The 1733-nt window shown below is 38.1% G+C and carries 1 protein-coding gene and 1 pseudogene; one reads left to right on the forward strand and one right to left on the reverse strand.

Annotation, left to right across the window (positions count from 1 at the left end; all coding sequences use genetic code 11):
• Positions 1–250: 250 nt before the first annotated feature.
• Complete coding sequence (locus F6K27_RS33055) at positions 251–1660, reverse strand: TonB-dependent receptor (RefSeq protein ID WP_287280274.1); 1410 nt, start codon at positions 1658–1660, stop codon at positions 251–253.
• Between F6K27_RS33055 and F6K27_RS34520 the strand changes: the two are divergent.
• A pseudogene (locus tag F6K27_RS34520) lies at positions 1620–1709 on the forward strand (IS1 family transposase); the annotation flags it as partial. The gene F6K27_RS33055 and the pseudogene F6K27_RS34520 sit on opposite strands and share 41 nt — an antisense overlap.
• Positions 1710–1733 lie beyond the last annotated feature (24 nt).

Consider the following 1733-nt stretch of genomic DNA (forward strand, 5'->3'; position numbering starts at 1 on the left):
ATTCATACAATGTTCCATACTCAACGTGATGATTCAAAATGGTAAACCCCAGAGCTACAAAGTAGAAATCTAGTTAACTTCCAACTAAGGGAGTTTTTGGCGATCGCTACTTTCATGCAACAAAGCCCTGGAGAACTACAACTGATTAAAGTTGTGAGTATTAAAAAAGTTGTAGCCAAGCGAAATATACTTAAAAGCATTTTTAAATTAGTATGAAATCTGGTTATTTTTTCATGGTAATACATCTAGACTAAAAATTCAGAAAATAACGAATACTCAGAGTTCTTCCAGGTGCAGCAAAACGTTCAGTGTCTCCAGCTCCTATAGCAGCTTGATTCGTAACAGGAATATATTGATGGTTTAACAAATTCTCAATACCTACCTGCCATTTTCCAAAACCTGTATTGAGGGAGCTAACAAAATCTACTGTAGTATAACCAGTAATTCTAAATGCATCTGTGCCTTCATCAAAAGCGCGATCGCGATTAGTTACATACAAAAGCTGTAAGCGATTATTCCAACTAGGCAAAGTTTGATTTTCTAGATAAAATGTTAACTTCATCGGTTGTACATCCACGCTACTCAAAGGCACCCAACTACGATTATCATCAGCAAAAAGATCCCCTTCACCCTCCATCCAAGTAAAAGTCCCTCCAAGACTCCAGGTATTAACTGGTTGCAAATCAAGAGTAGCTTCTACTCCATAGTTTCTTTGAGGAGTCCTAACAATGTCTATAAACAACAACTCATTTGTATTTATGGTGAAATTCTGTCCTTTATCTGTATTATTGTAATAAACTGGTGCAGTAAACTGTACTGAACTCCAGTTGCCACGCACTCCTATTTCATAATTATCTACTTTTTCTGGTGCTAGGAATTCGTCAATAGTAAAAATATTGATATCTTCCGATGCTGTAGTCCCTGCTTGTCTCAAGCTAGGGATAGTAAAGCTCTGGGAAAAGTTAGAATATAGACTAATTGTTGATGAGAGTTTATAAAGAATTCCAAAATTAAAGGCTACATCTGACTCATTCACTTGACCTCCTTGAAACTCAGGCAAGGGTCTTCCTGCTGCAACATCAAGAAAGTTTGCGATCGCACTTCCCGTCCAATCTTCAACATCAATATCAATATTTTCATAACGTAGACCTCCGGTAAGTATTAATTTTTGAGAGACGTCCCAGTTTCCTTCCAGAAAAAGTCCTAGGTTATCTATTTCAAATTTAGGAACACGGGTTACAGTGTCCACAATATTTACTTCTCGTTCTTCATCAAACGCTACTGTATCGATAACAGATTCCTCGGTGTCATTTTTTTCATTTGTAAAATCAAACCCCCACAGCAGATTTGCTGAATTAGTAATCGGTGTATTAATTTGAAATCTAGTTCCTATCTTTCTCTGTTCAATACCACTTTGTTGGACAAGAGGTAGGTTACTTTCGATTGTTAGATTAGGGAATGCACCTCCTATGGCATCTCGAATATCTGAAACTTTGTTTCTAAAATCAGTGCGTTGAAAGAAAAATTGGGCGTTGCAGATTTGCGGGATGAATGATAGGTTGGGACAGAGCAAGTCAAAGGGAAAAAATATGGAATGTCCAGAGTGCCAATCTAAACATATCCGTAAGAACGGTCGCAGACGCGGCCAGCAGAACCACATTTGTGTCAATTGCGGTCGCCAATTTGTATCGAATCCTCAAACTCAACGCCGGATACAGTGACGATGCTCGTCT

Source organism: Okeania sp. SIO2F5 (genome assembly GCF_010692685.1).
Classification (GTDB): domain Bacteria; phylum Cyanobacteriota; class Cyanobacteriia; order Cyanobacteriales; family Microcoleaceae; genus Okeania; species Okeania hirsuta.